This is a genomic window from Microbacterium sp. HD4P20 (assembly GCF_019449275.2).
Taxonomy (GTDB): domain Bacteria; phylum Actinomycetota; class Actinomycetes; order Actinomycetales; family Microbacteriaceae; genus Microbacterium.
In genome coordinates, this window is the sequence record NZ_JAHZQZ020000006.1 from 73,186 (window position 1) to 98,371 (window position 25,186).

18 protein-coding genes are annotated in these 25,186 nt (G+C 70.4%); 5 read left to right on the top strand and 13 right to left on the bottom strand.

What is annotated here, in order from left to right; all coding sequences use genetic code 11:
- Both K0817_RS01175 and K0817_RS01180 read right to left on the bottom strand, forming a co-directional pair.
- A complete protein-coding gene (locus K0817_RS01175; RefSeq protein ID WP_219979264.1) occupies positions 1-1,614 on the bottom strand; it encodes an ABC transporter substrate-binding protein in 1,614 nt (537 codons plus the stop codon).
- 2 nt (positions 1,615-1,616) lie between these two features.
- Positions 1,617-3,641: a primary-amine oxidase gene (locus K0817_RS01180; RefSeq protein ID WP_219979265.1), complete on the bottom strand. Its 2,025-nt coding sequence runs from the start codon at positions 3,639-3,641 to the stop codon at positions 1,617-1,619.
- A 139-nt stretch (positions 3,642-3,780) separates the two neighbouring features.
- Here K0817_RS01180 and K0817_RS01185 point away from each other — a divergent pair, with 139 nt between their 5' ends.
- Together K0817_RS01185 and K0817_RS01190 are read left to right on the top strand one after the other, a co-directional pair.
- Entirely contained in the window at positions 3,781-4,803 is a 1,023-nt protein-coding gene (locus tag K0817_RS01185) for a LacI family DNA-binding transcriptional regulator (RefSeq protein WP_219979266.1), read from the top strand.
- Positions 4,800-5,954, top strand: a complete 1,155-nt coding sequence (locus K0817_RS01190) for a CaiB/BaiF CoA-transferase family protein (RefSeq protein ID WP_219979267.1) — start codon at positions 4,800-4,802, stop codon at positions 5,952-5,954. The genes K0817_RS01185 and K0817_RS01190 overlap by 4 nt, the downstream gene beginning before the upstream one ends.
- On the opposite strand, the gene K0817_RS01195 is transcribed toward K0817_RS01190, so the two are convergent.
- A complete protein-coding gene (locus tag K0817_RS01195; RefSeq protein WP_253735103.1) occupies positions 5,951-7,291 on the bottom strand; it encodes a PucR family transcriptional regulator in 1,341 nt (446 codons plus the stop codon). The two genes, K0817_RS01190 and K0817_RS01195, sit on opposite strands and share 4 nt — an antisense overlap.
- A 90-nt stretch (positions 7,292-7,381) precedes the next feature.
- Here K0817_RS01195 and gabT point away from each other — a divergent pair, with 90 nt between their 5' ends.
- Genes gabT through K0817_RS01210 form a run of 3 tightly spaced genes read left to right on the top strand, consistent with a single transcriptional unit; the run spans position 7,382 to position 11,339 of the window.
- Complete coding sequence (gene gabT / locus K0817_RS01200) at positions 7,382-8,716, top strand: 4-aminobutyrate--2-oxoglutarate transaminase (RefSeq protein WP_219979268.1); 1,335 nt, start codon at positions 7,382-7,384, stop codon at positions 8,714-8,716.
- Positions 8,713-9,894, top strand: coding sequence for an acyl-CoA dehydrogenase family protein (locus tag K0817_RS01205; protein WP_219979269.1), 1,182 nt, complete (start codon positions 8,713-8,715; stop codon positions 9,892-9,894). Before gabT ends, K0817_RS01205 begins: the two co-directional genes overlap by 4 nt.
- Entirely contained in the window at positions 9,891-11,339 is a 1,449-nt protein-coding gene (locus K0817_RS01210; protein WP_219979270.1) for an aldehyde dehydrogenase family protein, read from the top strand. The genes K0817_RS01205 and K0817_RS01210 overlap by 4 nt, the downstream gene beginning before the upstream one ends.
- A 53-nt stretch (positions 11,340-11,392) precedes the next feature.
- Here the strand turns inward: K0817_RS01210 and K0817_RS01215 are convergent, their stop codons facing one another.
- The 10 genes from K0817_RS01215 to K0817_RS01260 all read right to left on the bottom strand — a co-directional run bounded on the left by K0817_RS01215 (position 11,393) and on the right by K0817_RS01260 (position 25,138).
- Positions 11,393-12,169, bottom strand: coding sequence for an alpha/beta fold hydrolase (locus K0817_RS01215; protein WP_219979271.1), 777 nt, complete (start codon positions 12,167-12,169; stop codon positions 11,393-11,395).
- A 473-nt stretch (positions 12,170-12,642) separates the two neighbouring features.
- Entirely contained in the window at positions 12,643-13,116 is a 474-nt protein-coding gene (locus K0817_RS01220) for a hypothetical protein (RefSeq protein ID WP_253735104.1), read from the bottom strand.
- A 108-nt stretch (positions 13,117-13,224) separates the two neighbouring features.
- A complete protein-coding gene (locus tag K0817_RS01225; RefSeq protein ID WP_253735105.1) occupies positions 13,225-14,172 on the bottom strand; it encodes an NADP-dependent oxidoreductase in 948 nt (315 codons plus the stop codon).
- Between the two features lie 67 nt (positions 14,173-14,239).
- Positions 14,240-16,033 (bottom strand): DUF5605 domain-containing protein, encoded by a 1,794-nt coding sequence (locus tag K0817_RS01230; protein WP_219979274.1) that lies wholly within the window; start codon positions 16,031-16,033, stop codon positions 14,240-14,242.
- Between the two features lie 138 nt (positions 16,034-16,171).
- The gene (locus K0817_RS01235) at positions 16,172-17,686 is read right to left on the bottom strand and encodes a glycoside hydrolase family 43 protein (RefSeq protein ID WP_253735106.1); all 1,515 of its coding nucleotides are present in this window, start codon (positions 17,684-17,686) and stop codon (positions 16,172-16,174) included.
- 31 nt (positions 17,687-17,717) lie between these two features.
- Positions 17,718-18,845 carry a serine hydrolase gene (locus tag K0817_RS01240; protein WP_219979275.1) on the bottom strand — a complete coding sequence of 376 codons (1,128 nt, stop codon included), beginning with the start codon at positions 18,843-18,845 and terminating at the stop codon, positions 17,718-17,720.
- 32 nt (positions 18,846-18,877) lie between these two features.
- Positions 18,878-21,304: a glycoside hydrolase family 3 protein gene (locus K0817_RS01245; RefSeq protein WP_219979276.1), complete on the bottom strand. Its 2,427-nt coding sequence runs from the start codon at positions 21,302-21,304 to the stop codon at positions 18,878-18,880.
- Positions 21,305-21,456: 152 nt separating this feature from the next.
- Positions 21,457-22,332, bottom strand: a complete 876-nt coding sequence (locus K0817_RS01250) for an ATP-binding cassette domain-containing protein (RefSeq protein ID WP_219979277.1) — start codon at positions 22,330-22,332, stop codon at positions 21,457-21,459.
- Positions 22,329-24,200 (bottom strand): dipeptide/oligopeptide/nickel ABC transporter permease/ATP-binding protein, encoded by a 1,872-nt coding sequence (locus K0817_RS01255; protein WP_219979278.1) that lies wholly within the window; start codon positions 24,198-24,200, stop codon positions 22,329-22,331. Before K0817_RS01255 ends, K0817_RS01250 begins: the two co-directional genes overlap by 4 nt.
- Complete coding sequence (locus tag K0817_RS01260) at positions 24,197-25,138, bottom strand: ABC transporter permease (RefSeq protein ID WP_219979279.1); 942 nt, start codon at positions 25,136-25,138, stop codon at positions 24,197-24,199. Before K0817_RS01260 ends, K0817_RS01255 begins: the two co-directional genes overlap by 4 nt.
- Positions 25,139-25,186 lie beyond the last annotated feature (48 nt).

Genomic DNA, 25,186 nt, shown 5'->3' on the forward strand with positions numbered 1-25,186 from the left:
TCAGCCCGCGCGGAACTCGGTGATGTGACGCAGGAAGTCGCCGTAGCCTTCGTCGGTGGTGAGCGTGGGGCTCACCGACGCGGTGTTCCAGGCGATCGTCGACGGGCGCAGCACCAGCGGGATCATCTCGCTCTGCTCGTCCGCGAGCGCGCAGAGATCGGTGAAGACGCCTGCGCGTGCCTCTCCGGGCTCGGTCGAGTACCCGGCGGCGATGAGCTCGTTCAGCTCGTCCGATCCGCTCATGTACACCGACGAGAAGCCGGCGACTCCCGGGTTCCACCACGTGGTGACCATCGCGGGGTCGGCGTAGCCGGCGAACCAGCTCAGCGCGAGGTCGAAGTCGGACGGATCGGCGTAGACGCGGTCGGAGTAGGTGGCGTAGTCCAGCTGCTCAATCGAGACGGTGACGCCGATCTCGGCCAGATTCTGCTGCATGACCTGGGCGATCTGGGCGAGCACCGGTTCGTCGGTGTACACGAGCAGGTCGAGGTCGAGCCCGCCGATCTCGTCGATGACGGCTTTGGCCGCGGCAGCGTCCGACGTGGCCGACGGAAGCTCGCCGGGAGCGCAGCTGTCGGGCAGACCCGCCGGAGTCACGCCGGACGCGGCGGTCGCGCCGCCGAAGGCGAGCTCGTTGATCGCATCGCGATCGATCGCCGAATTGATCGCGAACCGAACCGCCTCGTCCTGCAGCGCCTCGTCACCCGAGACCGAGTTGATCATGAGGTAGTGGTAGTCGGTGTTCTTCTGGCCCACGACCGTGACGTCGGCGGCGTTGGAGAGCAGCTCTGCCGAGTCGGCCGAGTTCAGCACGGCGAAGTCCGCCGACCCGTCACGCAGGGCGGCGGCGCGTGTCGCCTCGTCGCCGACGATGTCGATGCGCAGCGACGAGAACCCCAGCGAGTCGGCGTCGGGGTGATGCTCGTTGGGCTCGAACGTCCACTCTTCGTCCTGACGATGCGCGGTGGCCACCAGGGGGCCGGTGCCGAGCATCTCCTGGGTGATGTCCACCTCGCCGGCCTCGATCTCTGCGATCGGAAGAACGGCGGCCGGGGTGTTCGCCAGGGCGGCGAGGAACGGCGCATAGGGCTCCGTGAGCGTCACCGTGACTTCCAGGTCGCCGGTCTTCTCGACCGAGGCCACGGGTCCGAGCTGGCCGGTCCACGTCGTGGGATTGTCGAGCAATCGCTGCAGGCTGCCGACCACATCGTCGGCGGTCATCGCCCGTCCGTTCGAGAAGACGGCGTCGTCTGCGAGGGTGAAGACGTACTCGGTGTCGCTGGGCGTCTGCCACGACGTGGCGAGGTTCGGCGCCACGGCCAGATTCTCGTCGATGGTGGTGAGGGTCTCGTACGAGAGTCCTTCGATCATCCACGAACGGGCTGTCGCGGCGCCTTGCGGGTCGAGGCCGCTCGCTTCGGCGGTGTCGTAGTCGACCTGGACGACGAGTTCACCGCCGGAGTCGAACGACTCGTCGGCGACCGCGATGAAGCCGGGTGCTGCCTCCTCTTGCGAGGGGGGTGTGGACGAGGTGTCCGCTCCCGCGGCACAGCCGGTGAGGGCGAGGGCGGTGACCGCGACGATCGCGGCGCCCGCTCGAGCTGCTTTGAGCATTTCTAGTGTTCCCTTCGAGCTGAGTGCTGGTTCTCATGGTGCTGGTGCGAAGCATCCGCGTGCACGTGCTCCTCGTGGGCGCACGAGCATGCCGCGGCGGAGGCCGGGACATCGAGGGTCGGGTTCCGGTCGAAGAAGTCGTGCGGTCTGAGGACGAAGCCGCAGGTGTCTACGGGCATGATCGGCCAGTCCTCGGTGCGGGGGAAGTGGGTCAGGCCGAAGGTGTGCCAGAGCACGAGGTCGGCGCCGTCGAGAGAGGCGTCGTCGGCGACGAACGCCGGCAGGCCCTGTTCACCCGCGCTCTGGTTCACGACGGCCCCCGCCGGATAGCGCTCGTCCACGTCGTACGCCGTCACCCAGAGGTCCGCGGTGGCGAACCGGGCACGCGACGCGATGATCGAGTCCGGCTGGGCGAGCAGCACGGGTTTTCCTTCGCCTGCGAGCACGTACGACACGGGCCGGCCGAAGCGGTTCGTCGCGGTGGTGCTGCTGACGCGCCAGGTACGGTCAACCGACGCGTCGGAGCGCCGCCGGGCGTTCTTCTCGCTGGAAAGTCGCGTCGCGCGGAAGCCGATCGCGGTGCCGTGGGCGTTGTCGTCGTCGATCGGGACGGTGGTGACGTCCACCTCGTCGACGACCGCCGGTCCGTCGTCGACCGCCATATCGAGGCGGGCGCAGAACAGGTGCTGGTGATACGGCGCCGCGAGGCCGGGCGCGAGCTCGCTGGCATAGCGGCTCGCCCGCTCGTCGTAGGCGGCCGTGAAGACGAGGCCGGTCGCCTTCGCCTCGAACTCGATCTTGCCGTCGAGGTAGAGGTACCAGTAGAAGCCGTAGTCGTAGTTGCCGACGGTGACGAAGAACGAGATCACGAGCCGGCGCTGCCGGCGCACATCGGTCGTTCCCGTGAACTGCTCGGTGTGCTTCCAGAGCACCCCCGCATCCTCCTCATGGACGCACACCGCGTTCGGCAGCACCTTGACCTCACCGAGCGCGTCGGCGATCGGCACGTCGAGGTAGGTGATGTCACCGACGCAGTCGCACCCGAGCTCGAGGCTGTTCACGAGTCTGCCGAGCAGGTACTCGCCGGTGTCGAAGTAGTTCTGCCAGAAGCGGACCGGGCCGGGGTCGCCGTACGGCACGAGCATCTCGGCGATCGAGGCCCTGTGCACGATCGGGCGCACGCGCCCGGCATCCTCGAAGCCGACCCCGTGCAGGATCAAGCCCTCACGCATGTCGTAGCCGATGCGCAGCGACCACTTCTCCCACGATACGATGTCGCCGTCGAACGAGAAGCTCGGTCCTTCCGGCTGCTGGATCACGATCGGCTTCTGGGTCGTCCGCTCGGGACCGAACGTACCGGGAACGTGGTAATCCGCCGTCTCTTGCGGAATCGGCATGACGCCGGTGTCGATGACCTGTGCGATGCGGCGGGCGCCGAGGTCCACGTACGCGACCAGTCCGTCGATGGGATGCGCCCACGGCATCGTCTGGGGCGTCGGCTGGTGATGGCCGAGCACGCGGGCCATGCGGCGCCCGTCCTCACCCTCGATCGGAAAGCGGCCAGCTGAGAGCCCTGCCAGGGCGACCGTAGCCGGATCGTCGATGCCTCGCAGGGCGAGCGCCGCGAGCCATCGCTCGTCGGTCGCGAGCAGGTCCCGGATGAGGACGTGCTCCTCCTTCAGCAACGGCACCTGGCCCGACACCGCGGGGTCGATCGGCTCGTCGCGCGCGAGGAGGCCGCGGTCCAGATCGACCGAGATGTCGCTCGCATGACCGGTTGCCACGTCCAGCAGCTGCACGCGGGCGCGGCGGGGGACGGGACGGCCGGCGACCACCTCGCGCCGGTCGGGTTCGTCGAGGCCGATGTAGGCGATGCGGTGGGATTCCTCCAGTCGACCGTGGCGGCGGAGGATCGCCGCCGCTTCCTGCAGCTCGCCCTCCGAGAGCGTTGCGAACGGTGCGCCGGACTCATCGCCGAGGCGGCGCGAGCGCTGCACGTGGGTGCCGGTGGAACAGGAGCAGGTCATCGGGTCTCCGAGTCGGGTGACGTGTCCGGCTCTGATGCCGGAACGTTCCGGCAAAGGTAAGGGAAATTCGTGTTACCGCGCAAGGCCCTCATTGTTGCGAGCGGGTTACGGTCTTCTGGGTGTGGTTAGAATCGGCCGCATGCAAGGGCCTCGGCGTGCGCGCCTGATCGATGTCGCCCGTCGTGCCGGCGTCGGCAAGACGACGGCGTCGGATGCCCTGAGCGGAAGCGGGCGCGTCTCGCCGGCGACCCGCGACGCCGTGCTCGCGGCTGCGGCAGACCTGGGCTACACCGCCAACACCGCGGCACGCCACCTGCGGAACGGATCCATCGGCACGATCGGGATCGTCCTGCCCGAGGTGGTGTCGCGATCGTCGTACTACATGTCCTTCTCGTTCGGGATCGTCACCCATGCGGCTGCGCACGACGTCGACGTGACGATCGTGAGCCCTTCCCTGTCGTCGGGGCGCTCGCGGCCGATCCGCGCTGATGGGCTCATCATCGGCGACCCGTTGTCGGGCGACCCCGCGCTTCCGGCGCTGTTCGCCAGCGGCATCCCGATCGTCACACAGGAGCATCTTCCCGACGATGTCGAAGGCGAGCCCGTGGGCGTGGTGTGGTCATCGCATGAAGGCGGGATGCTGCGGCTCATGGACGAGATCGATCGCACCGGGGCGCGCCACCCCGCACTGCTCGTGGCACCCGACATCACGGACTGGGGTCGCCAGCTGGTCGCGGGCTACCGGCGCGGCTGCGACAGCCGCGGGCTTCAGCCGGTGCTTGCTCCGATCGAGTTCGAGGCGCCCTGGGCGGCGGTTCGCGCGGCCACCGAACGTCTGCTCGCCGAGCGCCCGGAGACCGACGTGATCATCTGCGCCCCCGACTCGAGCGCGATCGAGGTGGTCGCGGTGCTGGGCCGGATGGGCCGTGTCGTCGGCGACGACATCACCGTGGTCTCGTGCGTCGATCACCCCTCGCTTCCCTACCTCCAGCCGTCGATCACATCGATCGACCTGCGGCCGCGAGAGTCGGGAGTCGCCTGCGCCTCGCTGCTGCTGGACGTCCTCGAAGGGCGCGCCGAACCGGGTGCCGACATCGAGTTCCCGATCACTGTCGTGGCCCGAGAATCCACCGCGCGCCGCCTGCGGGTGAGAGCCGCATGACCGCTCCGCTCGACGGCGTGATCGTCGCCGACTTCTCTCGTGTGCTCGCCGGACCGCTCGCGACGATGACCCTCGCCGACCTCGGAGCTCGGGTCATCAAGATCGAGCGACCCGGCTCCGGCGATGATACGCGCGCGTGGGGCCCGCCATATGCCGCGTCGGGAATGACGACGTACTTCGAGTCGGCCAACCGCGGCAAAGAGTCGATCGAGCTGGACCTGACCGACGCCGACGACCGCGACCGGGCGCGCGAGATCATCGCCCACAGTGACGTCGTCATCGAGAACTTCCGCCCCGGGCAGTTCGAACGCCTGGGTTTCGATTGGCCCGCGCTGGCAGAGCGCCATCCCCGCCTGATCTACGCGTCGGTCAGCGGCTTCGGTCACGCGGCGGGCGCGGACCTTCCGGGGTATGACTTCGTCGCCCAGGCGGTCGGCGGCCTGATGCACATCACCGGCGACCTCGACGGCGAGGCGATGAAGGCGGGCGTGGCGCTCGTCGACGTCCTCACCGGCAAGGACGCGGTGATCGGCATCCTCGCCGCGCTGCGGCGGCGCGAGCTGACCGGACGCGGCTCGCGCGTGGACGTCAACCTGCTCTCGAGTCTGCAGGCAGCTCTCGTGAATCAGGTGTCGGCGCAGCTCGGAGCAGGTGTGGAACCGCGGCGGCTGGGTAACCGGCATCCGTCGATCGCTCCGTACGAGGTGCTCGCGTGCGCCGACGGTCCCCTCGCCGTCGCGTGCGGCAACGACGCGCAGTTCGCGAAGATGACCGCGGTGCTCGGCATACCGCGCCTCGCGGCCGACACCCGCTTCGTCCGCAACTCCGACCGCGTCGCGCACCGCGAAGAGCTCGCGGCTGCCCTTGAGAACGCGCTCGCCGCCGACGTGGCGCAGGCATGGGCAGAGCGGCTGAATGCCGTGGGAGTCGCGGCGGGCGTCGTGAACACCATCGGTGACGGGCTGGCGCTCGCAGAGCGGCTGGGATTGGAACCGGTGAACGAGACGACGGGGGGCGACGGCCGGGTATCACACCAGGTGCGACCCCCGATCGCGTGGTCTCCGGCGATCCCGCCGCCGACGATGGCGCCGCCGCGGCTGGGGGAGCACACCGACGACGTGCTCCGGTGGCTCGCCGCGGACAGTCGCTAGGGTCGTCGACGCAGCGCCAGCCAGAGCTCAGCCGACACATCCGGATCCGCCAGGTCCACCCCGAGCAGCTGTTCGGCCGCCGCGATCCGCTGCCGGACGGTGTTGCGATGCACCCCCAGCGCTCGGGCCGTGTGCTCGGCATGGCGGCCCGACGCCAGATGAGCCCGCGTGGTGGCCAGGAGAACCGGCGAACCGTCCAGCAGCCGCACCCAGTCCTCGGCCCGTTCCGCCGAGTCCACAACGGCTTGGTCTGGTGAGCGCCGCCAGAACGCGAATGCTCGGGCGGCGGCGATCGGCACCTCCTCGAGCGCGACGGCGGCGCTGAGCGCTCCGCCCCGGCCGTCGGTCGCACTCTCCGCGTCGACCAGCGTCAGCCGCACCCCGTCGCGCTCGATCACGAGGTCGCCGATCGGGGCATCGTCGGCTCCACCCACGTGCACACGACTCAGCAGTGGCAGCTCGACGCCCGCCGACCGCGCCAGCGAGCGTGCCGCAGTGGCATCCCCCTCGAAGACGAGCTGGGCAACCCAGCGTGCCGCGGAGGTCACGGGCCCGGGGCGACGCAGCGCGAGCCGCAGCACGGCGACGGCCGTGAGTACGAGCTGCCGGTCCGTGCGGGTCAGCGGCCGGCTCGCTCCGACGGCGACCGCGCCGAGCGTCCGGCTGTTGGCGACGACAGGGTGCGCGACGACGACCGAACCGTGTGCGACGAATGACGCAGCGGCGACGCCGGTGCGCTCCAGCGAGCGTTCGACGTCGGCCTTGACAGCCGGAAGGAGACCCGAAAGTCCCGCGGGGTGCAGCAGCGCGCTCGGCGACGCCTGGTCGAGGGGGACCCATGCCGCCCAGCCGCCGATCGCCTCCGAGGTCAACCGCACGACCTCACGAACCGGATCGGCGCCCGCAGCGGCCTCCGCCAGACGCGTGTGGGTGTGGCCGACCCGCGCGACGGCCTCACGTTCGCCGCGACCCGCGAGCTGCCAGAAGGACCGTGTCACGGAGAGGAACGGTTCGCCGTCCGGCACGACGAAGAGCGGGACGCCGGCGTTCGTGCAGCGTTCGGCGAAGCCCGGGGGCACGGCATCCCACCCTTCACCGAGCCCGAGCCCCAGAGCTCCGAGTCGCTGCTCCGCGAGACGCGCGACGTACGCGTCGTCGTCGTCGCGGCCGGTGAGACGGATGCCGGTGGTCAGCAGCAGTTCACCGCCGTCGAGATAGCGGCCCGGGTCGGCGAGCTCCGAGACGTGCACCCCGGTGATCTGGCGGGCGGGATCGAACGGCCCCACCGCGAGGAGGGCCGGCCCCGCGGCTTCTGTCAATTCACCGAGGGTGGTCATGATCACTATTGTGCATGCTGCACAGTAACGGCGGGTTCGGTGTGCAGGTCGAACAACTGAATCACGTGCCCGATTTGTATCGTCGCGTGCATGGCCGTTGACCTCCCTCGCCTGGTGACCGAGATCCCAGGACCCCGCTCGCGAGACCTGCACGCCCAGCGTTCGGCTGCCGTCCCGCAGGGATTCGGCATCACCCTGCCCGTCTTCGTGGAACGCGCCACCGACTCCGCCCTCCAAGACGTCGACGGAAATCTGCTCATCGACTTCGCCTCGGGCATCGCCGTGACGAGCGTCGGCGCGTCCAACCCGCGCGTGCGCGAGCGGGTTGCGGCCCAGCTCGAGCGCTTCACACACACCTGCTTCATGGTGACCGAGTACGAGTCGTTCGTGCGCGTCGCTGAGTGGCTCAACGCGCATGTGCCGGGTGACTTCGACAAGCGCACGGCGCTTTTCAGTACCGGTGCCGAGGCGGTCGAGAACGCCGTCAAGATCGCGCGCGCGTACACGGGTCGGGCCGGCGTGCTGGTGGTGGATGAGGCGTACCACGGCCGGTCGCTGCTGACGATGAGCATGACCGCCAAGGTGCACCCGTACAAGACCTCGTTCGGCCCGTTCGCTCCCGAGGTGGTGCGGGTTCCGAACGCCAATCCGCTGCGGGGCGCAGGCGTCGGCGCGGCTCTCGCCGAGCTCGAGCGGGTCGTCGCCGAGAGCGGGCCTGATACGTTCGCCGCGCTCGTGGTGGAGCCCATCCAGGGTGAGGGGGGCTTCGTCGTCCCCGAGCCCGGCTTCCTCGCGGGCCTTCGGCGCATCGCCGACGAGCACGGGATCGTCCTGGTCATCGACGAGATCCAGTCCGGGCTCGGGCGCACCGGTGCCTTGTTCGCCAGCGAGCATGAGGGCGTCGTCGGCGATATCACCCTGACCGCGAAGGCACTTGGTGCGGGTCTCCCGCTCAGCGCGGTGACGGGACGTGCCGAGATCATGGATGCCGCGCACCCGGGCGGTCTGGGCGGCACGTACGCCGGCAACCCGCTGGCCTGCGAGGCAGCGCTGGCGGTGTTCGAAGTGCTCGAGGACTCGGCGCTGCTTCCGCGTGTGCGCGAGATCGAGGCGATCATCCGGCGCAGCCTCGAGCCGCTGCAGCAGGAGTTCGACGTCGTGGCCGACGTGCGAGGCCGCGGCGCCATGATGGCGATCGAGTTCGCCGACCCAGCCGACCTCGCGCCGCGCTCCGACCTGGCGCAACGCATCTCCGTCGCGTGTCATTCGGCCGGACTGCTCACGCTCACGTGCGGAACCCACGGCAACGTCATCCGCCTGCTTCCGCCTCTCGTGATCGACTTCGCGGTGCTCGACCGGGGGCTCGAGATCCTGACCGGCGCCATCCGAGCGATCACCTCGGACGCAGGGGAGGCGGCGGCATGACCGGCACGCCAGACCTGCTCGACTTCGACGACCTGCTCTCCGACGACGAACGGGCGGTGCGTGACCGTGTGCGCGCCTTCGTCGACGCACGCGTTCGCCCCGGCATCGCAGACTGGTACGACCGCGCCGAGTTCCCGGTGTCGCTGATCCCGGAGCTGGCGGAGCTCGGAGTGCTCGGCATGCACCTGAGCGGGTACGGATGCCCCGGCCGCAGTGCCGTCGAGTACGGCCTGGCCGCGATGGAGCTCGAAGCCGGCGACTCCGGGCTGCGCACGTTCGTCTCGGTGCAGGGATCGCTCGCGATGAGCGCGATCCACAAGCACGGCAGCGAGGAGCAGAAGCAGCATTGGCTGCCGCGCATGGCACGTGGTGAGGTCATCGGATGCTTCGGCCTCACCGAGCCGCAGTCGGGTTCGGATCCGTCGAGCATGACCACCTTCGCCCGTCGCGAAGGCGACACGTGGGTGATCAACGGCGCCAAGCGCTGGATCGGGCTCGCGTCGATCGCCCATATCGCCATCATCTGGGCGCAGACCGACGACGGCGTCCGGGGCTTCATCGTGCCGACCGACACCGCCGGGTTTGTGGCGACGCCGATCGCCCCGAAGATGTCGATGCGGGCATCGATCCAGTGCGACATCACGTTGACCGACGTGCGCCTGCCGGCGGACGCCCAGCTGCCCGAAGCCCGCGGTCTGCGCGGACCGTTCTCGTGCCTCAACGAGGCCCGCTACGGCATCGGATGGGGTGTCATCGGCGCCGCGCGCGACAGCTACGAGACGGCGCTGCGCTATTCGCTCACCCGGGTGCAGTTCAACACGCCGATCGCAGGCTTTCAGCTCACGCAGCAGAAGCTCGTCGACATGGCGATCGAGATCGAGAAGGCGCAGCTGGTCGCGCTACGGCTGGGGAGGCTGAAGGATGCCGGCACCCTGCAGCCGCATCAGATCTCGGTGGCGAAGCTCTCGAACACGCGAGCGGCGATCGCAGTCGCCCGCGAGGCGCGGACGATCCTCGGCGGCAACGGCGTCGCCGCCGAGTACTCGCCGATGCGCCACGCGGCGAACCTGGAATCCGTCCGCACCTACGAGGGGACCGACGAGGTGCACACCCTCGTCCTCGGCGCGCACATCACCGGCATCTCGGCCTTCCGGCCATCGGCAGAAGGAGCAGAATGACCGCCACGACATTGCGTCATCTCGTCGACGGAGAGTGGATCGAAGGCGGTGGAGAGCGCCTGACCGACGTCAACCCGAGCCGGCCGTCCGACATCGTCGCCGAGGGTACCGGGGCCTCGTCGGCAGACGTGGATCGCGCCTTCCGTGCCGCGCGTGCGGCATTCGACGGCTGGCGCCGAGCCCCCGCCCGCGAGCGTGCCGGCGTCCTTCTTCGGGCCGCCGACGTCATCGCCGCGCACCGCGACCAATGGGGGCGCGAGCTCGCACGCGAAGAGGGCAAGACGCTGCTGGAGGGCACCGCCGAGGTCGCTCACGCCGCGAACATCCTGCGCTACCACGCCCAAGAGGCCGAGCGCGCGTCGGGGGAGGTCTACGAGTCGCCCACGCCAGGAGAGCGGATACTGGTCGTTCGCCGGCCGGTCGGCGTGATCGGAGCGATCACCCCCTTCAACTTCCCCATCTCGATCCCGGCGTGGAAGCTCGCACCGGCACTGGTGTGGGGCAACACGATCGTGTGGAAACCGGCCACGACCGTCCCGCTGCTGGCCGTCCGCTTCGCAGAGGCGCTCGAGCAGGCGGGGCTTCCGCGGGGAGTGCTGAACCTCGTCAACGGCACGGCCGCGGTGGGCGAGGCGATCGTCTCGCACGCCGACGTCGACGCAGTCACCTTCACCGGCTCCACACGCGTCGGACGCTTGATCGCGGCGCAGCTCGCGGCACGCGGCATCCCGTTTCAAGGAGAGCTGGGCGGAAAGAACGCCTCGCTCGTGCTCGCCGACGCAGAACTGGATCTGGCCGTCGAGCAGGTCGCGATCGGCGCGTTCCGTGCAGCCGGCCAGAAGTGCACCGCCACCTCGCGCGTCGTGGTCGACGACGCGGTGGCGGATGAGTTCCTCGCACGGCTCGCCGAGCGCACGAGCGGGATGGTCGTCGGCGACGCGCTCGCCGACGGGGTGGAGGTCGGCCCCGTCGTCGACGGCATGGCCCGTGGCCGCGTCGCGGCTGCCATCGGTCGCGCCCATACCTACGCTCGTCCGGTCGTCGCGCCAGACCTGTACCGCGAGGGACCGCTGGCGGAGGGCTACTTCATCCCGCCCTCGATCTTCGAGCTCTCGCACGACGACCCCGGCGAGCTGTGGCGTGAAGAACTGTTCGGGCCGGTCGTCGGGGTGCGCCGCGCCTCTTCTGCTGCTGAGGGATTCGCACTCGTGAACGACAGCGAGTACGGGCTGTCCGCGGCGGTGTTCACGACGGATCTCGGCCGCGCGCTCGCTGCGATCGACGACATCCGTGTCGGTGTCGTGCATATCAACTCCGCCTCGGCTGGAGCGGACCTGCACGTTCCCTTCGGAGGCAACCGGGGCAGCGGCCTCGGTCCCAAGGAGCAGGGGGCCGTGGCACGCGACTTCTTCACCGAGACGGCGACGGTGTATCTGAAGGGTTAGCGGCGCAGGAGCGACCGGGCTCAACTCAGCTCAGCTCAGTTCAGCGCTTGCGTTCAGCCCAGCCGCTCGCGCACGACCCGCGTGGTGGCGACGGGGTCGGGGCGGTGCATGACCGACTCGGGCACGACGACGAGCTCGGCGTTCGCCATCTCGTCGGCCAGGCGATCGGCCGCCGCGACGAGCACGGGAAAGGTCTGCTCTCCGCGCAGGATCGTCACCGGCTGCGAGACGGCGAGCATCTCTGGCGTCGGCGTCGAGACCTGGGCCACGAGCGCGGTGTCGTAGACGGTCGACTGCCCGAGCGGCACGAGAGCGGCGAGCTCGTCGCTGGCACGCAAGCCCTCGACCATCTCCTTGGGCAGCCCGATGTTCTCGAGCTGGAAGGTGACGACGGCCTCGTCGGCGCGACCCTCGTCGACCAGGCGCTGCAGACGCTCGGCGAGGTCGGCCGGCGGCTCGTCGAGGCCGAATCGCAGGGGCGGCTCCGAGAGGAACAGCGCCGTGATCGGAACGCCCAGTGAGGCGGCGAAGAGTGCGAGCACGGCGCCCGACGAATGCCCGAGCACGGCGGCATCCCCACCGACCGCCTCGATCACCGCGGCGAGGTCTTCGACCTCGCGCTCGGGCGTCGAGCCGCGCGCGTCGCCGCTCGCGCCACGCGCGCGTCGGTCCCACGAGACAGCGCGGAATCCAGCATCCGCCAATGCCGACGCCAGCCCCGCCGCGTCTTTGCCGAGCGATAGCGCGCCGCTCACGATGACGACGGCAGGCCCGTCGCCCGTCTGCTCGTATGCGATCGGGGTTCCGTCAGCCGATGTCGCGGTATTCATGCGGGCCACCCAATCACGGGCTTCCGACAAGGCAGGCCCGAGACCCCGCCCCCGCGTCTTCCTCCGGGCGGAGATCCGCGCGGATGTCGGAGCATACGAGCCCGATCGCCCGCCATCCGCGGGATTCTCCGCCGGGCGGAGCCACAGATCGTCCGCCGGGCGGAGGTTTGGTTCCGGATGCGGCGGTTCTCCGCCGGGCGGGGATCCACGTGGATGTCGGGGCGTGTGCGCCTGATTCTCCGCCTTGGGTGCGATTTTCCGCCGGGCGGAGGGATTCCGGATGCCGCGGTTCTCCGCCGGGCGGGGATCCACATGGATGTCGGGGCGTGTGCGCCTGATTGTCCGCCCTGGGCGCGGTTCTCCGCCGGGCGGAGGGAGCCCGACGCCGATACCGCGCCGACGGACGATTGCGGGATGCCGGCTGTCGCAGCATCCCGCAATCACCGCTGTGCAACTCAGCGACGGTGACCTGTTCAGCCCACGGCGTCGCGTCGGAAGTAGGACGGCGCGGTGAACATCAGCACGCTCGCGGTCCAGACGGCGAGGATGTGGAGGACGCGCGAGACGAGGAACGCGGCATCCCAGCCGGTCGCGGCGGCGAGTGCGTCGCTCACTGTGCCGCCGTCGAGAAGGTAGGTCAGCGGGTCGGCGATCAGCGACCACGTGCCGAGTCCGGTGAACAGCACGAGAAGTGCGTAGCGAGACCAGCCCCTTCCAGCCCGAAGGGCGAGGGCCAGCACAGCGAGCACGGCAAACGCGAGCAGCCGGATGCCGATGGGCGCGAGCAGCGAGCCGAACTGCTCACCCGCAGACAGCGCCTGCGTCACCGAGATGGATGCCTCGAAGACTCCCGCCGCGAGGGCGAGCATCCAGAGCCAGAAGGCGGCGGTGATGCGACGCGGGCGGACCCGCGTGATGGTGGGTGTGGACGAAGACGTGGCGATCATTGACATGGGGCACCTTTCCGTCTCTCACCATGGCCTCGGCCGCGAGAGCCGGACATGGTGCGTGCCCCCGCGGGGGAGTAGGGCAGACCCCCGAACGGTGCGGCCCTGCTACGCGATGCGGAGTGCGAGCTTGCCGACGTAGTGCTCGCGCAGCGCCAAGTGCGCGTCCCGGGCTTCGGCGAGCGGGAACGTCCGGTCCACGTGCACCTGCAGGCCGCCCGCCTCGATGATGGCGTTCAGTCGATCCATAGCCGTGCTGCTCCGATCCCCGTTGTAGTACGAGACGGCCGCGCGCGGCGACGTCGAGAGCGCGGGGTGGACGCCGTAGGGCCACGCGATCCGCCCCGACTCCTTCACGGTGCCGAGTGCTGCCTCGGTCGTCGGGCCTCCCACCGTCACGAGTGCTGCATCGAGCCCTTCGGGCGCGAAGGCGGATGCTGCGGCCACGACATCTTCGCGACGCCCGTCCGCGGTCGCGTCAGCGCCGAGGCCTCGAGCAAGCGCGACTCCGTCATCACCGGACGCCACGGCGAGGACGCGGAGCCTGCGGTGCCGCGCGATCTGGACCGCCAGGTGCCCGATGCCACCGCTGGCACCGAACACCATGAGCGTCGCCCCGGGCTGCAGGTCGAGCAGGTCGACGCCGCTCAGCGCGGTGAGGGCGTCCCACCCCAGCGCGCCGGCCTGCGCGACCGGCATCCGTTCGGGCAGGTGCGCCACATGTTGTGCTTCCACGACGGCGTACTCGGTGTAGGTCCCGCCGCGGGGGACCGGCGTCGTCGCGGCATAGACCCGATCACCGACCGCGAACCGGTCGACGCCGTCCCCCACTGCGGCGATCGTGCCGGCGGCATCCCACCCGAGCACGTACGGGAAGGACGACGGCACACCGAACACGCCGTCGTAGTCGCCTTCTCGTTCGGCCGCGTCCCATGACCCGACCCCGGCGTACTCGACACGGACAAGCACGTCGTTCTCGCCCACCTCCGGCGTCGGGATCGTGCGGAACGACAGCTCTTCCGGGCCGCCGAAGCGATCGAGTACAACGGCGTTCATCTGCGGCATCGTCATCACCTCATCCGGCAACGCGATCCGGTGGCGATTGATGCCCGAGTCCGGCGCGTCAGTCGCCGACGCGGATCAAGCGGACGGCCATGAAGGGCCGGCCGGGCAGCGGCACGCGGGCCGTCATGCGGTGGGTGCCGTCGAGGCGGTCGACGGTCATGTTCCAGGTGTCGATGACGTCGATCGCCCAGGCACCGTCGGAGAGCACCACGTTTCGGAAGCGCGGGCGGTTGAAGCCGAAGTAGCCGACGCGATGGGTCTCGGTGCCGCCCCACGGCACGTCCCAGTCGGAGGGCAGCGGGTTCCAGACGCCGTCCGGCGCTTCGGCGAGCAGGCGCTCGAGAAACCCGATGCGAGCGGGCGAGGTGCCGTGCAGCGCGCCGCCCTTCGACCACCACAGCACCTCGGCGTCGTCGGCGCCTGGAAGGGCGGTGGCATCCGTCGCCCCTCCCGCCGAGGTCGGCAGGTAGGTTTCGCCGTGGCCGACGTAGCCGCCGCGGACGGCGCCCTCCCAGAAGCGGCGCACCATCTCTTCACCGGTGATGTTGCCCCAGCCCTGATCGATGTCACCCTCGTACGCGCACTCGTCGATGACCACGGGCTTGCCCCAGCGCTCGCGCCATTCGTCGGTGTTCTCGGCGGTGCGATAGACGTCGACCCGCTGGATGCTGACGTGTGTGATCCACGGCTTGGCGTAGTCGTAGAACGGCCGGCAGTTGTGGATGGAGTTCAGATGCCCGAACGCGTCCTCCTCGCCGACGACCGCGGCCAGGCGCTCCCAGTCGGCGCCGGTCTTCGACCACAGCAGGTCGTACTCGTTGGCCATCGACCACCACACGTTCGAGAAGGCAGCCAGGCGTCGCACGACGTAGCGGAGGTAGCGCTCGTCGACGGCCGGACCGAGGTCGGCGAAGCCCCACCGGTCGTAGGCGTGGAACAGGATGAGGTCGGCCTGGATGCCGAGCTCTCCGAGCTGCGCGATGCGCTGCTCGAGCCGTCGGAAGTGGGCAGGATCGAACCGCTCGAGGTCGAAGCCGTCCTGCAGCGATCCCGCAAAGACGAAGTCGGCCGGCTCGTTGGCGTTGAAGAGGTACGACTTGGGGAACAGGCACATCCGCAGCTTCGTGAACGGCGCGTCGGCGAGCGTCTGCAGCGTCTGCTCCTGCAGCGCCTCGGGCTGGTGGGTCCACGCATAGGCCGTCGTCCCCAGCGGGCGGTGACGGGTGCCGTCCGCGTGGCGGAAGTGGAAGCCGTCGACCCTTACCGGCCCGTGGTCGCCCTCGCGTGCAGCCGCCACCGTGACGGTGCCCGAGAGCCCGTCGAGCGATCGCGCCGTGGAACGGGTGACGAAGCGCCATTCGCCCTCGGCGTCGGCGAGCGCCCGCACCGCGTACGCGTCGTCGCCGTCGTAGAAGCCGCCCATCCGCACGGTCGAGCCGTCGGGACGGGTGAACACCGCGTCGAGCTCCACGTCGACGAACGGGTTGCCGTGCCGCGGTCCCTCGAATCGCACCTCCAGCACACCCCACTTCGCCGTGGCGGCAGGAAGGACGACGGATGCCGCGCCCCGCGTCACTTCTTCGCCCTCGTAGTGCGGATCGGGGTCGATGGCCGGCGCGTACGGCGGCCGGACGTCGTCGCCCTCGTCCAGCGCGGCCAAAGCGTTCCACAGCCGCTCCTGTGCGGCGGGATCCTCGAGCGCGGGCACGAGCGCCACGAGCTGGCCGAGGCGGGCACCGCGGAATTGCGTGGCCATCGGAGACGCCGCGATGCCCGGAAGGTGGGTCTCGAGCACGGCGCGGCCGGCGGGGCTGTCGAGGGTGTCGCCGAAGGTGGAGGCGCGGTCGAACATTTCGTCTCTTCCTGATGGGGTGTCGGTCGAGTGGGCGGTGGCCTCAGCTCGCGGTGGCCTCGCGCACGGCGTGGCCGACGCGCTCGAGAACCTCAGTGGGCGTGAACATGAGCGCCGAGCCGAGGGATCGGTGAGCGGTCATTCGTCGTGTCCGTCCGCGATCCATCGCTGCACGGCGACCTCGCCGTCGACAGCGTAGACGCCGATGACGCGGCCCGTGAAGGACTCGGTCGTCTCGGACGAGAGGAAGCGTCCGTCGACCTCACCCAGCTCGACGCGCCGGCCGTCGATGGTGGCGGCGAGGTGGATGACGTCGCTGGTTCGGGGGAAGCCGCGTGTCGGCGCGGGCGGCCGGGATTCGAGATGCAGATCCAGGATGCCGCCGCCGAACGGCGCGCGCCAGTCCTGCACGAGTCCGCCGATGACGGCCCGGCCGACGACCTCGCCGGCACCGGCTTCGACCTCGACGTGGAACCGCTCGTCGTAGCGCACCGCGAGACCGCCGACGCCGGAGGTGACATCCATCGTGACCGTCACGGCGTTCGTGAGGTGCTTCTGGCGCCGCCCGACGAAGACGGGCCGCGGGTCGTCGAGCGTCGATCCGTCGGCACGGAGGGTCAGCCAGCCCGGCCGTGCCGCGAGATCGGCATGTGCGCCGGGGAGGGCGCGCACGGCGATCCACTCGCCGTCGAGCTCGCGATCCGCCGCGAACCCGACGTCGATCCGGGCGCCCGCGCGCGGGTTGAGCTGCACGGGGTCGATGGCCGGCCAGCCGTCGGATTCCCAGCGCACCGGTGTGACGAACGTCTCACGTCCGAGTGCCGAGAACGCTCGGGTCATGCTGCGCGGGCGCACCCCCAGCAGTACGCACAGCCATTGCCCGTCGGGACCGATCACGAGGTCGCCGTGGCCGGTGTTCTGGATCGGGCGTGTCGTGCCGCGCGCGGTCACCAGCGGGTTGTGCGGTGCGGTCTCGAACGGGCCCTCGGGGGATTCGCCGCGTGCGATCGAGACGCCGTGGCCGCGTTCGGTGCCGCCCTCGGCGATCATGAGGTACCAGCGCCCGTCGACCTCGTACAGATGGGGCGCCTCGGGAAATCCCCCGCCCGTCCCCGACCACAGCGACCGCGGTTCCTCGAGCGCGACGTGGCGGCGCAGGTCCACCCTCACCTGCTGGATGCCGAGGTGCTGACCAGCCTGCTCGCCGCCCAGGATCAGGCCCGAGAAGGTGAGGTACGCGGTGCCCGCGGCATCCCACGCGATATCGGGGTCGATGCCGTCGAGCGAAGCTGTCTCGTCGGCTTTGAGGATCAGGTCGCCGTCGCTCCATGGGCCGGCGGCATCCGTCGCGGTGAAGTGCAGCATGCCGCGCCCCATCGCGTCCGTGACGACCAGGTGGAAGACGCCGTCGCGGTGCCGGATGGTGGGCGCCCACGCGCCGCCGGCGGTCGGCACCTCTTCGACGGCGAGCTGTCCTGCCCGCGTCGCGACGTGACCGATCAGCTCCCACGTCTCGAAATCGGTGGAGCGGTGGATCGGGATGCCCGGCAGGTATTCGAATGTCGACGTGGCGAGGTAGTACGCGCCGTCCACCGCGACGACGCTGGGATCGGGGTGGAAGCCGCTGATGAGCGGGTTGTGCAACGTCGTCACGAGGTGCTCCGGATCGGGGAGGGCGAGGGGTTCAGGACGACAGCAGGATGCCGAGATCGCGGGCGAGCTTCACGGCCCGGGGATCCGCGCCTCCCGGCCACGGGCCGCGGGCGATCGTCCACGCGAAGGCCAGGCCGGTGTCGGGGTCGACGCACGCGAGCGCCCCCATCGCCCCGTCGTGCCCGAACGACCGTGGCCCGCCGAATGCGAGTTGCTGCGAGGGCTTCTGGAACACGATGGCGTGGGCGCGGTCCTGCTGGTGGAGCACTTCGTCGTAGCCGCGGATCTGCTGCTGTCCGACCTGCTCGACGGTGTTGGCGCTGAGAAAGGGCTCGGTCCCCTCGACCCCGGTGACGGCGGCGGCCATCAGCCGTGCGAGACCGCGCGCGGTTCCCGTGCCCGACGTGGCCGGGTGGCCGTAGCGCCAGCTGCGCGGCGAGTTGGCCTGCTCCACGCCCGCCCTCGAGCCGAACACCACCGGACCAAGCGCCGAGAAGACCGGTTGCGACGTGTCCGACACGGGTTTGATCATCGGCAGTACGTCGACACGCCGCGACTCGTGCTCGGCGGGCAGTCCGAGGAAGAAGTCGATGCCGAGAGGGCCGCGGATCTCCTGTTCGTAGAACTCGTGCAGGGTGCGCCCCGTCACCCGGAAGACGAGCTCGTCGCCGAGGCTCCCGATGCTGATGGCGTGGTAGCCGAACGCGCTCCCGGGATGCCAGAACGGCGGACTTGCCGCGAGGCGCTCGGCGGCGGCGTGGTGGTCGAGCAGCTCCTCCTGCGTGAGCGGCGGCGTCGCCTGCGGCAGCCCCGCCTGGTGCGAGAGCAACTGACGCACGGTGACGCGCACCTTGCCCTTCGCCGCGAACTCGGGCCAGTAGTGTGCGACGCGCTCGTCGAGGTCCAGCTCGTCGCGCTCGACGAGCAGCCCCACCGACAGTCCGATGGTGTTCTTCGTCACGGAGTAGGGCACGATGACAGAGTCCTCGGCCATATGCGGCCCACCCCACGCGTCGAGCACCGGCTGCCCGTCGTGGAACGCCGCGACCTGGAATGACAGATCGGGATCGGCGGCGAGGTACTCGTCCAGTCGCGCCATGATCTCGTCCAGGCGGGGGTCGGCGCGTCCCTGCAGGTGCTCGGTGGTGACGTCGTTCATCGCGTTCCTCTCATCGGCCGAAATGGGTGCCGCTACCGCGCCGTCGTCCACGTCAGGGCGAGCGGCAGCTCGGCAACCGAGGTGCCGGCGCGGAGCGTGAAGTCGCCGGGCTCGACCACCCACTCGCCGGCCCAGTGGGCGAGGCGCCGGGCCGGCACCGCGATCGTGGCGGTCACCGTCTCGCCGGGCGCGGCGTGCACGGTCGCGAACCCGACCAGCCAGCGCACGGGGCGCTCCACCGCGGAATCCGCGCGCTCGGCGTACACCTGCACGACCTGCTTGCCGGCGCGGTCGCCGGTATTCGCGAGCGTGACCTCGACGGCGTCGCCGATGCGGCTTGCCGCGCCCCACGACCAGGTCGTGTAGCCCAGGCCGTGGCCGAACGGGAACGCCGGCTCGGCATCCGTCTTCAGCCACGCCCGATAGCCGATGTGCAGGCCCTCGCGGTACTCCAGGCGTCCGTCCTTCGGCACGACCTCGCTGACAGGAACGTCCGCGAGAGCGGCCGGCCACGTCGTGGGAAGACGCCCGCCGGGCTCGGCGGCGCCGGTGAGCACGTCGGCCACCGCATGCCCGAACTCCTGCCCGCCGAAGTAGCCCTGCACGATCGCCGCCACCTCTCCGGCCCACGGCAGCGCGACCGGCGAGCCGGCGTTGACCACCACGACGGTCGGCGTCCCGGTCGCCGCCACCGCACGCACCAGGTCGTCCTGGTGACCGGGCAGGTCGAGGCTCGTGCGGTCGTAGCCCTCGGACTCGACCTTCGCATTGGTGCCGACAACGACGATGGCGACATCGGATGCCGCCGCCTCCGCCACCGCGCGGGCGATGAGCTCGTCGGGATCGGTGCGCTCGGCGGCGATGCCGAGTGTCGCACTGAGCGCGCCCGACAGTGCACCGCCGGCGGCGCGCGTGAACTCCACGCGGACCGCCGTCTCGCGGCCCGCCTCGACCGCGACCGTCGCCGTGATGGACGGCGGATTGAGGAAGGCAGCTCCCAGATCCGAGCCCTCGAGGACCGGCGCGTCGTCGAGCACGAGACGCCCGTCGACGAAGAGCCGCCCCGGGTTGGCGCCGGCGAAGCCGAGCTCGATGTCGCCGGTCTCGGCCGGCGTGTACAGCGTGTCGAACACCACGGTCGCGCTCGCCGCGATGGGCGCGTCGCCGCCGAACCAGACCAGCGCCGTCGAGCGGCGGTTCTCGGCGAACAGCTCGGTGCCGTCGGCGCCGAAGAACGCCACGCGCACGCCCGCCTCGCCCGTCGCAGGATTGCGCAGCTGCGCGAGCGGGATCTCGGCGACTCCTTCCTGCACGACCGCGCCGATCTCGTAGCGCACGTCGGCGCCCGGCAGGGCGGCGCGGATGGCGTCGAGCGGCGAGACGACGGCCTCGGGGATCACCGTGGCGCTGCCGCCACCCTGCGTGCGGGCCTCGCGCGCGTTCTGCCCGATGACGGCGACCCGGCCGAGCGCGGTGGGGACGAACGGCAGAACGCCTGTGTTGCGCAGCAGCACCGTGCCCTCGATCGCGGCGGCGCGCGCGAACGCGGGGCCGTCGAGCGGCTCGGGCTCGACCGGGGCGGCGTCGCCGAGCGCGCCCACCCGCTCGGCGAGCAGCAGCATGCGCAGCACCTTGCGATCGAGGTCGGCCTCGTTCAGCCGGCCGTCGCGGATCGCCGCGACGAGGTCCGCCCAGGCGGGCGCGGGGCCGGGCATCGCGAGGTCCTGCGCAGCGGGCACGGCGTCGAGCGAGCGCACCGCGGTCCAGTCGCTGATGACCACGCCGTCGAAGCCCCACTCCGAGTTGAGCGGCGTCTCGAGCAGGTCGTTCTCGGTCATCGTGACGCCGTCGACCGCGTTGTACGCGCTCATCAGCGTCCACGCGCCAGCCTCGACGGCCCGTTCGAACGGCAAGAGGTAAAGCTCGCGCAGTGCCCGCTCGTCGACGCGGACGTCGGCGGTGAAGCGGTCGGTCTCGGAGTCGTTGGCGACGTAGTGCTTGGGCGTGGCGGCCACGCCGTTGTCTTGCAGGCCGCGCACGTAGGCGGCGGCCAGTTCGGCGCTCAGCTCGGGGTCTTCGCTGAAGCACTCGAAGTGTCGCCCGCCCAGCGGCGAGCGATGGAGGTTGATCGTGGGTCCGAGCACGACGTCGACGCCCTTGCGCCGGGCTTCGGATGCCGCGGCAGCGCCGTACCGGTACGCCAGGCCGACGTCCCACGACGCGGCCAGGGCCGATCCCGAGGGCAGGTTCAGCGACGGCTCGCGCTCGTCCCAGCGCGGACCGCGGACGCCGGCCGGCCCGTCCGAGAGGGTCATCGCACGCAGGCCGATCTCGGCAAGCGGGACGGTGGTCCAGAAGTCGGCGCCCTGCACGAGCGCCGCCTTCTGCTCGAGTGTGAGGCGCTCGAGCAGGGGCACGAGGTGGCGCACCGTGTCGGGGTGCGTGGCGATGTCGGTCATCAGGGGAGGTTCTTTCTCGAAAGGAGAGGGTCAGGAGGACGGTCCCCGCTCCCACTCCACGCGCCGCTGGCGCGTCGTGCGGAGGCTCTGGGGCGGGGGCCCAGCCGCAGCCCGCCGCCCGCGGGACGGGCGGGGTGCGGCATCCGGAGTCGTCAGGCGGCGCCGGCCGCCTCGGCGTCGAGCAGGGCACGCCGGGCGATGCGGCGCTCCTCCTGCCTGTCGGGGTCGGGCACCGGCGCGGCCATGAACAGGCGCTGGGTGTAGGGATGCTCGGGTTGCGAGGTGACGCGGTCGCCGTCACCGGACTCGACGATCTCGCCGCGGTACATGACCGCCACCCGGTGGCTTATGTGGCGCACCACGGCGAGGTCGTGCGTCACGAACAGGTAGGCGACGCCGGTGCGTTCCTGGATGTCGATGAACAGGTCGAGCACCCGCGCCTGCGTCGACAGGTCGAGCGCCGAGACCGGCTCGTCGCACACGATGAGCCGCGGCCGCAGCGCGAGCGCCCGGGCGATCGCCACGCGCTGGCGCTGCCCGCCAGAGAACTCGCGGGGCAGACGCCCGCGCGCGTCGGCGGGGAGACCCACCTGGTCGAGAAGATCCCGCACGCGCGTCTTGGCCTCGCTCGATGCCACCCCCGCCGCGGTCAACGGCTCGATGAGGATCTGCTCGATCGTCATCGACGGGTTCAGCGACGAGTACGGGTCTTGGAAGACCACCTGGATCTCAGAGCTGAGCGCGCGGCGCTCCTGCCGCTTGAGATGGGCGATCTCGTTGCCCTCGTAGCGGATCGAGCCCTCGGTGACCGGCGCGAGTCCGAGCGCGGCCCGGCCCAACGTGGTCTTGCCCGAGCCCGACTCGCCGACCAGCCCCACGGTCTCGCCCGGCAGGATGTCGAGCGAGACGCCCTTGAGCGCCCGGAACGGCTGGGCACGCAAGCCCTTGCCCGGGTACTCGACGACGAGGTCCTTGATGTCGAGCAGCGGCCTCTGCGGCGTCGCGGTGCCTTCGACCACATCGGTCATGCGCGTGATCCCTTCTCGGTCGACGTGGCCAGCCGGCCACGTGGCGGCCCCTCTTCGAGGATCGCGTCCAGCAGGGCTCGCGTGTACGGATGCTGGGCGTCGTGGAAGATCGCGCGCACGGGTCCCTGCTCGACGAACAGACCGCTCTGCATGACCGTGACGCGGTCGCAGAGGTCGGCGACGACGCCGAAGTTGTGCGTCACCAGCAGCATGGCCATGTGCCGCTCGGCCTGCAGATCGCGCAGCAGCTCGAGCACTTCGGCCTGCACCGTCACATCGAGGGCCGTGGTGGGCTCGTCCGCGATGATCAGGTCGGGATCGGTCGAGACGGCGCCGGCGATCAGCACGCGCTGGGCCATTCCGCCCGAGACCTCGAACGGGTAGGCGTCGAAGGTGCGCTTCGGGTTCGGGATGCCGACGCGGGCCAGCAGCTCGAGCGAGCGGTCGGTGGCGGCCTTCTTCGACAGCCCGAGGTTCTTGCGCAGCGGCTCGACGAGCTGGCTCCCGATCGTGAAGGAGGGGTCGAGGTTGCTCATGGGCTCCTGCGGGATGTACGCGATGCGCTTGCCGCGCACGCCGCTGTACACGCGGTCGGACCCGTCAGCGAGCTCGAGTCCCTCGTACCGGATCGAGCCCGCGGTCACGTGACCGCCGCGGGGGAGGAGGCCGAGCACGGCGAACGCGGTCTGCGTCTTTCCCGAGCCCGACTCGCCGATGAGGCCGTGGACCTCTCCCTTGCGGATGTCGAGCGAGACGCCGTGGACGACCTCGATGTGCGAGCCGTCCGGCTGGTCGTAGCCGACCCGCAGATCGCGCACTTCGAGCACCTTCTCGGTCGCCTTGCTGCGCTCATCGTCCTCATGGACGATGACCCCGGCGCTCTCGAAGACGGGGGGCTCGTCGAGGTCGACGGCGTCACCGCCGCCGGTCGACAGCGAGGTGGTCACCGCGGCGATCGACCCGGTCGCCGTCGCGACGGCGCGGCGACGCTTGCGCCGGACGGATGCCGTGCGCTCCAGTTCGTCGCGCATGACGTTGGCCAGCAGCGTGAGCGCGATGCACGTGAGGGCGATCGCGAGCGACGGCCACAGCATCAGGATCGGCTCCTTGTAGATGTTCTTGAAGCCGTCGTTGAGCATCTGGCCCCACGTGGGGATGGCGACATCGCCGAGGCCGAGGAACTCGAGGCCCGACTGGATGGCGATCGCGATGCCGGCGATGATCGCGGACTGGATGATGATCGGCGCGCGCACGACCGACAGCACGTGACGGCCGATGATGCGCGAGTCGCTGAGGCCAGACACTCGTGCTGCGTCGACGTACAGCTCGGAGCGCACGGCGGTGACCGACGCGTACACCAGGCGGTAGAACGCCGGCGCGAGCAGGAGGCCGAAGATGAACATCGAGATCCATACCGACGGGCCGAGCACGGCGCGGGCGGCGAGCAGCACCACGATGCCGGGGAGGGCCATGTTCAGCTCGGTCACCCACGTCGCGGCGCTGTTGAACCAGCCCTGGTAGTAGCCGGCGATGAGGCCGCTGATCACGCCGAGGACCAGGGCGACGACGAGCGCCAGCAGGGCGGCGGCGACGCTCGTCTGCGTCGCGTAGAGCAGACGCGACAGCACGTCGCGACCGCTGCCGTCCGTGCCGAGGAGGTGCTCGGCGCTCGGCTGTGCGAGCACGTTGCGGATGTCGGCGTAGTTCGGGTCCTGGGGGGCGATCGCCGGTCCGATGATCGCGATGACAACCACGAACGCGAGGAACAGCAGGGATGCGAGCCCGAGTGGGCGGCGCAGCAGGCGTCGCCAGAGGGCGACGCGCACCGCAGCCACCGGCACTGCGAGAGGGACGTCGATCGCGGTCATGAGAGTCGCACCTTCGGGTTCAGCGCCGCCTGGGCGAGATCGATGAGGAGGTTCACGATGACGACGATGATCGCGAAGGCGATCACCACGCCCATCACGACAGGGATGTCGCCGAGGGTCGTCGCCCGGACGGTCAGCTGGCCCATTCCGGGGATGGCGAAGACCTGCTCGACGATCACCGCGCCGCCGAGGAGGCCGATGAACTGCACGGCGAGCACGGCGAGGGCGGGTCCGCCCGCGTTGCGCAGCACATGGCGGTAGACGACGACGTTCGTGTTCAGCCCGCGGGAGCGGAGGGTGCGCACGTAGTCGCGCGACATCGCGTCGATGACCGAGCCGCGCACCTGCTGCGCCACGGTGGCTATCGCGCCAACCGACAGGGCGATGATCGGGAGAGTGACCGACGAGAGCCAGCCCGTCACGGAGGTGGTTATCGGTATGTAGCCGGTGGCCTTGAACCAGCCCAGGTTGATGGCGAACACCAGGACGAGGCCGAGCGCGATGAGGAAGCCCGGGATCGCGAAGCCGATGAGCGAGACCACCTGAACGGTGCCGTCGACCGCGCCGCCGCGGCGTGCCGCGAGGACGCCGAGCACGACCGCGAGGATCGCCGACACCAGCGTCGCACCGATCACAATCGAGAGCGTGACGGCGAGGCGGTTCGAGACGCCGGTCGCCACCAGTTCGCTGGTGAACCAGCTGCGGCCGAGATCGCCGCTGAACGCCGAGGCGACCCAGTCTCCGTACTGCTCGAGCAGCGGACGATTCAGGCCCAGCTCCTCGGTCTTCTTGGCGACGGTCTCAGCGGTCGCGTTCTCTCCGAGGATGCGGCGAGCGATGTCACCGCCGCCGATGTAGAGAAGCACGAACGCGAGGAACGAGATCACCGCGATGAGGATGACGCCGGACAGCAGGCGCCGGAGGATGAATGCAAGCATGTCATTTCCCATCGGTGGGTCCGGCCCGCCCGCAGCGCCTGACGCGCG

What these genes read in the sequence shown, in the direction of transcription:
- K0817_RS01175 (WP_219979264.1), bottom strand. Translation starts at nt 1,614, where the DNA reads ATGCTCAAAGCAGCTCGAGCGGGCGCCGCGATCGTCGCGGTCACCGCC.
- K0817_RS01180 (WP_219979265.1), bottom strand. Translation starts at nt 3,641, where the DNA reads ATGACCTGCTCCTGTTCCACCGGCACCCACGTGCAGCGCTCGCGCCGC.
- K0817_RS01185 (WP_219979266.1), top strand. Translation starts at nt 3,781, where the DNA reads ATGCAAGGGCCTCGGCGTGCGCGCCTGATCGATGTCGCCCGTCGTGCC.
- K0817_RS01190 (WP_219979267.1), top strand. Translation starts at nt 4,800, where the DNA reads ATGACCGCTCCGCTCGACGGCGTGATCGTCGCCGACTTCTCTCGTGTG.
- K0817_RS01195 (WP_253735103.1), bottom strand. Translation starts at nt 7,291, where the DNA reads ATGACCACCCTCGGTGAATTGACAGAAGCCGCGGGGCCGGCCCTCCTC.
- gabT (WP_219979268.1), top strand. Translation starts at nt 7,382, where the DNA reads ATGGCCGTTGACCTCCCTCGCCTGGTGACCGAGATCCCAGGACCCCGC.
- K0817_RS01205 (WP_219979269.1), top strand. Translation starts at nt 8,713, where the DNA reads ATGACCGGCACGCCAGACCTGCTCGACTTCGACGACCTGCTCTCCGAC.
- K0817_RS01210 (WP_219979270.1), top strand. Translation starts at nt 9,891, where the DNA reads ATGACCGCCACGACATTGCGTCATCTCGTCGACGGAGAGTGGATCGAA.
- K0817_RS01215 (WP_219979271.1), bottom strand. Translation starts at nt 12,169, where the DNA reads ATGAATACCGCGACATCGGCTGACGGAACCCCGATCGCATACGAGCAG.
- K0817_RS01220 (WP_253735104.1), bottom strand. Translation starts at nt 13,116, where the DNA reads ATGATCGCCACGTCTTCGTCCACACCCACCATCACGCGGGTCCGCCCG.
- K0817_RS01225 (WP_253735105.1), bottom strand. Translation starts at nt 14,172, where the DNA reads ATGAACGCCGTTGTACTCGATCGCTTCGGCGGCCCGGAAGAGCTGTCG.
- K0817_RS01230 (WP_219979274.1), bottom strand. Translation starts at nt 16,033, where the DNA reads ATGTTCGACCGCGCCTCCACCTTCGGCGACACCCTCGACAGCCCCGCC.
- K0817_RS01240 (WP_219979275.1), bottom strand. Translation starts at nt 18,845, where the DNA reads ATGAACGACGTCACCACCGAGCACCTGCAGGGACGCGCCGACCCCCGC.
- K0817_RS01245 (WP_219979276.1), bottom strand. Translation starts at nt 21,304, where the DNA reads ATGACCGACATCGCCACGCACCCCGACACGGTGCGCCACCTCGTGCCC.
- K0817_RS01250 (WP_219979277.1), bottom strand. Translation starts at nt 22,332, where the DNA reads ATGACCGATGTGGTCGAAGGCACCGCGACGCCGCAGAGGCCGCTGCTC.
- K0817_RS01255 (WP_219979278.1), bottom strand. Translation starts at nt 24,200, where the DNA reads ATGACCGCGATCGACGTCCCTCTCGCAGTGCCGGTGGCTGCGGTGCGC.
- K0817_RS01260 (WP_219979279.1), bottom strand. Translation starts at nt 25,138, where the DNA reads ATGCTTGCATTCATCCTCCGGCGCCTGCTGTCCGGCGTCATCCTCATC.